This is a genomic window from Sphingomonas sp. NPDC079357, from assembly GCF_044901155.1.
In the GTDB taxonomy this organism is placed as follows: Bacteria; Pseudomonadota; Alphaproteobacteria; order Sphingomonadales; family Sphingomonadaceae; genus Sphingomonas.
This window is the reverse complement of sequence record NZ_JBJDOM010000018.1, coordinates 1-4,506: the sequence shown is the minus strand read 5'-3', so window position 1 is coordinate 4,506 and position 4,506 is coordinate 1. Positions and strand designations below refer to the sequence as shown.

Here is a 4,506-nt window from a genome sequence, read left to right as displayed (position 1 = left end):
TATCTCGAATGGGGCGGCCAGTTCGAAAACCTGCAATCGGCGAGCGAGCGGCTGAAGCTGGTCATTCCGGCTTGCTTCATCTTGATCCTGCTGCTCCTCTACGGGGCGTTGGGATCGGTCCGCGATGCTGCGATCGTCTTCACCGGCGTGCCATTCGCGCTGGTGGGCGGCGTCCTGCTGCTCTTCTTGCGAGGCATGGACTTTTCGATCTCGGCGGCGGTGGGCTTCATCGCCCTGTCGGGCATCGCGGTCCTCAACGGCCTCGTGATGGTCAGCTCGATCCAGGATCTGATCCGGTCGGGGCTATCGCGCGAAGAGGCGGCCCATGTCGGCGCAATGCAGCGCCTGCGGCCCGTCGTCATGACCGCGCTCGTCGCAAGCCTCGGCTTCGTGCCGATGGCGCTTGGCGAGGGGGCGGGCGCGGAGGTGCAGAAGCCATTGGCGACCGTCGTCATCGGCGGCCTGATCTCGGCGACGCTGCTGACGCTGTTCGTGCTGCCGACGCTCTATGCCCGGTTCGGGCAGAAGGCGATCGAGACGCCCGAGCACTACAACGAAGAGCATGAAGGGGACGACCACGGTCAGACCTTCGCGAACGACTTGGCCTGAAGGGTGAGCGGGGCGATCCGCGATCGCCCCGCCCATCTCTTGGAGATGGGGATATGCCTCGAACCATAACCAGCTTGATGCTTCATGGCGGGCCATTGCGCATCTGGTCGGTGCTTACCGATCCGGATCATCGCCGAGCATGGAGCCCGCTCGTATCTCTCGATAATCCGTCCCGCCTCGGCGACACGGAATGCGCCTTCGCGATCCAGGGCATTACCCGGCCGATCCGGACGCCCGCCCGGGTCAATCAAATCGACAAGCCGCACGCCTACGCTTGGTCCTGCGGTATCCCCTACCTGTTCACGCTCGAAGAGCGGTACGAGCTGGCGGGGGACGATGGCGGCACCAGGCTAACACATAGCTGCACGCTGCGCGGGGCGCTGTCTCTGCCGTTCGCGGCGATGATGTTGCGTCGTCTGCGGTCCCTGATGATCGAGGCCGACGATCGGCTTGCGACCTATCTGCGCTGGCGGGTGGGTCAGCCTACCCGTGGGATCAATCGTCAGCGCGTCCCCTCCCGCTACAGGAGGAAGGCGCGATGATGCCGTTGAAGCGGGTACTGCCCGCCCTCATCCTCGTTGTCGGGCTGGCGGCTTGCACGGAAAGCAAGCCGCCAGCCCCGCCAACGGAGCAGCAAATCCATTCGTCCGACAGCGCCGTGGCGACCGGGGAAATGGGGCGCCATCCCTATCGCTGTTCCGACGGGGAACCGCTGTTCGTCGACTACAAGGACAACGGCCTGCAGATCGATTTGCGGCGCTCCAGCAGCGCCGTGCCCATGACGCTGACCGCGCCAGCGCAGGGCCTCCAATATGTCGGCGAGACAGCCACCGCGACCTTCAAGGGGTCGCAGCTCACCGTCGTGGAAGGCGAGGGCCGCACCCGAATCTGCGAACGGGAGGGCACCCGATGAACCGTCCTGTCTTCCGACACGTCGCACTGGAACGGGAGAGAAACGATGTCTGACACGTCGATCTCGAATGTGATGGCCATTCGCGCCGAAGTGATCGCGCGAAGCCGCGCTTTGCGTGAGGCGCAGCCGACGGCACCGCCCGGCGTGACGCCGACCGCTCCGGCGTCGAACTTCGCCGACACCCTCAATGCCGTGGTCGCAAAGGTCAACGAGACCCAGGAGCAGGAGGATGTCGTCACCGAAGCATATGAGCGTGGCGAAACCACCGACATTGCAACCGTCGCGCTCATCCAGAGCCGCGCATCCATTACTTTCGAGGCGACCCTGCAAGTCCGGAACAAGCTGCTGTCTGCATATCGGGACATCATGAACCTGCCGATTGGATGACGATCGCGAAGATATTTAAGGCGCAATTGATATGATAGTCGGCGCGAGGCCACGTTTTAGGCAGATCATTATTGAGGTTTGGAAGCCTCTCACGATCCTGTTCGTGTGGGACGTGGCGGTGACGGCATTCCACATGATGACCCCGATCAAGGAACCGCCTTTGCCGACGGCGCTGTTCGGTACTGCCATCGCGCTCTTCATGGGGTTTCGGACCAACGCAGCTTATGCGCGCTGGTGGGAAGCGCGAACCCTTTGGGGCGCGCTCATCAATGCGTCGCGCAGCCTGGCTAGGATCACACGCAGCCTGACCAAGGGGGAACCCGAGGGCAGTGAGATGCGGCACAACATCATCCTGCGGCAGATCGCCTTCGCGCACTCGATGCGCTGCCAGCTTCGCCGACAGTCGCCCTATGAAGACATTGCCCGGATCGCCGGAACGGACGTCGCCGATATGGCGGTCGCTCGCCTGAACCCTGCCAACGCGCTCTTGGAGGACATATCGGGCATTTACGCCGACGCGCTCGCGGAAGGTCGGATCACCGAGATCCAGCAGGCAACTGTAGAGCGCGTCCTGATCGACATCGCCAATGCGCAGGGTGGCATGGAGCGGATCAAGAACACGCCGCTGCCCAATGGCTTTCGGTTCTTCCCGAACCTCTTCACGCGCGTGTTCTGCGTGCTGCTTCCGATCGCGCTGGTCGAATCCCTGGGCCTTGCCACGCCGATCGGATCGACGCTGATCGGACTCGTCTTCCTCGCGGTGCTGAGCATCGGCGAGGATCTGACCGATCCGTTCGCCAATAGCGTCCACGATGTCCCGCTCACGGCCATGTGCCGCACGATCGAGATCGACCTTCTTCAGACGGCGGGACTACCGGCCCCTGAGCCGCTGACGCCCGATCACGGCGTGCTGTGGTGAGGGCGGTGCGCGCCTTGCGGCACCTGCCTGGCCTGACAGCCGCGCGCATCGGCGCCGTTCTGTTCGCGGGTATGGTCGTAGGGGCGTGCACCCCCGCTCCAAGCCAACCGGCCGAGCCGGCGCATGAAAAGCATCTGACGCCTCGATTGATCGCGCAGCGCATCATGTATTGCGACGATGGATCGCGCGCCGATGTCGACTTCATCGACGACGGCCTGAAGATGGCTGTCACCTGGCTGCCCAAGGGCAGAACCGAGATCCTGCACGCGCAACGGACCGGCGAAGAATTTCGCGGCGACCAGTCGCGGGCAGTCGTGGCGGGCGGGTCGATCGCCTTCACGCAGCGCGGGAAGATCCGCGTCTGTCATCGAACACCGGAGGAATCATAGGATATGCAGGCATTGCTCTACACGCTTGCGCCTGTGTTGGCGGTCGTGCTCGGCGCGATCATCGCGAGCCGCACCAAGTTAAATCCTGGCCTCGTGGCGGGGCTACAGCATCTTGCTGCCGGCGTCGTGTTCGCGGCGGCAGCGACTGAAATCCTGCCGCAGGTCAAGCATGAGGCTTCGCCCAGCGCGACGTTGATCGGCGGGGCGGCGGGCGTCGTAACGATGCTGGGTCTCAAGGCTTTCGAGGCCCGCTTCAAGGGGCCGATGGCGCTGCTCGCCGCGATCGGCATCGACATCCTGGTCGATGGCCTGGTGCTCGGCCTTGCGTTCGTCGCGGGCGAGAAGGCGGGATTTCTGCTGACGATCGCGCTGACACTCGAAGTGCTCTTCCTGGGTCTGACACTGACCAACGAGCTGGCGGAAACCTATCGCTCGCGCCTGCGCATCATCGTGATCGTCTCGGCCTTGGCGCTGCTGCTGCCGATCGGCGCGCTCGCTGCCGTTCCTGTCGCCACGCTCTCGCCGGTAATGGTCGCTGGCTTCCTGAGCTTTGGGCTGATGGCGCTGCTCTACCTCGTCACGGAAGAGCTGCTGGTTGAGGCGCACGAGAAGCCTGACACCCCGCTCATCAGCTCGATGTTCTTCGTAGGGTTCCTTGCCCTGCTAACGCTCGAGGAGATCATGGGATGATCCCGAGCAACGACAACAATGGCGGCGAAGAGCGTCGCACCCTCTGGATCGTCCTGCTGCTGAACGCGGCAATCGCGGCGGGCTTCTTCGTCTCAGGATTTTTCGCGGATTCGAGCGCCCTGATCGCCAACGGTGTCGACAATCTGTCCGATACGGCTGTGTATGCGCTGAGCCTTGTGGCGCTAACCCGGGGCCAGACGTGGAAGACACGCGCTGCGGTCGCTTCGGGCGTCATGCTGCTGATCTTCGCGGGCGGTATCCTGATCGACGTTGGCCGGCGCTACCTTCAGGGCAGCGAGCCGATCGGACCGACCATGATGGTCATGTCGGCGATCGCCGGCGTCGTAAACTACCTCTGCCTGCGGCTGCTCCAGCGGCTCAAGGATCCGGACGTCAACCTACGGGCCGCCACCACCTTCAGCTTCAATGACTTCATTTCCAATGGCGGCATCCTGATCGCGGGCGTGCTGGTGCTGTGGCTGGGCACCAACTGGCCGGACCTGCTGGTCGGCTTCGCGACCGCCATCATCGCCATCAAGGGCGGTGTCGAAATCCTGCGCGACGCGCGCGCCGAAACCAAGAAAAGCGAAAGGAGGTCG

8 protein-coding genes are annotated in these 4,506 nt (G+C 63.7%); all 8 read left to right on the top strand.

The features are described from left to right. The coding region (locus ACI2JO_RS19910) for an efflux RND transporter permease subunit (RefSeq protein WP_404722219.1) at nucleotides 1-609 on the top strand (609 nt) is incomplete at its 5' end. A gap of 53 nt (nucleotides 610-662) precedes the next feature. After that, on the top strand, nucleotides 663-1,151 hold the full coding sequence (locus ACI2JO_RS19905) for an SRPBCC family protein (protein ID WP_047867275.1): 489 nt from the start codon (nucleotides 663-665) through the stop codon (nucleotides 1,149-1,151). Beyond that, nucleotides 1,148-1,522 carry a hypothetical protein gene (locus tag ACI2JO_RS19900; RefSeq protein ID WP_019368192.1) on the top strand — a complete coding sequence of 125 codons (375 nt, stop codon included), beginning with the start codon at nucleotides 1,148-1,150 and terminating at the stop codon, nucleotides 1,520-1,522. Before ACI2JO_RS19905 ends, ACI2JO_RS19900 begins: the two co-directional genes overlap by 4 nt. A gap of 45 nt (nucleotides 1,523-1,567) precedes the next feature. Continuing rightward, nucleotides 1,568-1,909, top strand: a complete 342-nt coding sequence (gene fliE / locus ACI2JO_RS19895) for a flagellar hook-basal body complex protein FliE (RefSeq protein ID WP_047867274.1) — start codon at nucleotides 1,568-1,570, stop codon at nucleotides 1,907-1,909. A 31-nt stretch (nucleotides 1,910-1,940) separates the two neighbouring features. After that, on the top strand, nucleotides 1,941-2,828 hold the full coding sequence (locus ACI2JO_RS19890; RefSeq protein ID WP_047867273.1) for a bestrophin family protein: 888 nt from the start codon (nucleotides 1,941-1,943) through the stop codon (nucleotides 2,826-2,828). 5 nt (nucleotides 2,829-2,833) lie between these two features. After that, nucleotides 2,834-3,217, top strand: coding sequence for a hypothetical protein (locus ACI2JO_RS19885; protein ID WP_026008892.1), 384 nt, complete (start codon nucleotides 2,834-2,836; stop codon nucleotides 3,215-3,217). 3 nt (nucleotides 3,218-3,220) lie between these two features. After that, nucleotides 3,221-3,907 carry a ZIP family metal transporter gene (locus ACI2JO_RS19880; protein ID WP_018251225.1) on the top strand — a complete coding sequence of 229 codons (687 nt, stop codon included), beginning with the start codon at nucleotides 3,221-3,223 and terminating at the stop codon, nucleotides 3,905-3,907. Beyond that, nucleotides 3,904-4,506: cation transporter (locus ACI2JO_RS19875; RefSeq protein ID WP_404722218.1), on the top strand; the 603-nt coding region annotated here is incomplete at its 3' end. The genes ACI2JO_RS19880 and ACI2JO_RS19875, both read left to right, overlap by 4 nt.

Bases quoted from the DNA above. Each gene is read 5' to 3' on its own strand.
- ACI2JO_RS19905 (WP_047867275.1), top strand. From the start codon at position 663: ATGCCTCGAACCATAACCAGCTTGATGCTTCATGGCGGGCCATTGCGC.
- ACI2JO_RS19900 (WP_019368192.1), top strand. From the start codon at position 1,148: ATGATGCCGTTGAAGCGGGTACTGCCCGCCCTCATCCTCGTTGTCGGG.
- fliE (WP_047867274.1), top strand. From the start codon at position 1,568: ATGTCTGACACGTCGATCTCGAATGTGATGGCCATTCGCGCCGAAGTG.
- ACI2JO_RS19880 (WP_018251225.1), top strand. From the start codon at position 3,221: ATGCAGGCATTGCTCTACACGCTTGCGCCTGTGTTGGCGGTCGTGCTC.
- ACI2JO_RS19890 (WP_047867273.1), top strand. From the start codon at position 1,941: ATGATAGTCGGCGCGAGGCCACGTTTTAGGCAGATCATTATTGAGGTT.